At 70.2% G+C, this 544-nt stretch carries 2 protein-coding genes; one reads left to right on the top strand and one right to left on the bottom strand.

All coding sequences use genetic code 11. The features are described 5' to 3' along the window. Positions 1–211 (bottom strand): helix-turn-helix domain-containing protein (locus tag AC1DQC_RS20190; RefSeq protein ID WP_477053004.1); only part of this gene is annotated, 211 nt, incomplete at its 3' end. Positions 212–343: 132 nt separating this feature from the next. Between AC1DQC_RS20190 and AC1DQC_RS20185 the strand changes: the two genes are divergently transcribed. Further along, on the top strand, positions 344–544 hold a 201-nt coding region (locus AC1DQC_RS20185; protein ID WP_477053003.1), incomplete at its 3' end, for a hypothetical protein.

Here is a 544-nt window from a genome sequence, read left to right as displayed (position 1 = left end):
CGGTCGGGGTTAGCTGGACCCCGTGCGCGCGCCGCCGCACACAGAGCTGCGCGCGAAGCCCGCGTTCGAGTTCGGTGACCGCGAGGGAGACCGCCGACTGCGAGATGTGCAACCGGTCGGCCGCCGCCCGGATGGTGCCGGTCTCGGCGACGGCCACGAACACGTACAGCTGGCGCAGTGTGTACGCCGGCGGTCTAGCCGAACTGGCCATCGTTACCTCCCGGCCGATTCTCGCACCCCCGGGCCTGCCGGACCGACCGGGCGAGACGGGGGGTTGTCGGTGACGCGGCCCGAGGGAATACTCGCCAGTAGGTTCTCCGATCGCCCGTCGAGGAGGCAGATCATGGTTGCACCGGTCCAGGTCACGGAAGAACAGGCCCGCGCGGTCGCGGAGGAAGCCCGGGAGAGTGGCTGGGACAAACCGTCCTTCGCCAAGGAGCTGTTCCTCGGCAGGTTCCGACTGGACCTGGTGCACCCGTTCCCGCGGCCCGCCCCCGAGGAGGACGCGCGGACCGACCGCTTTCTCGCCGAGCTCACCGAATAC

The sequence above is a fragment of the Cellulomonas sp. P4_H12 genome (assembly GCF_056400905.1).
Note: the sequence above shows the minus strand (reverse complement) of the source record. Positions and strands in the feature narration are given on the sequence as shown.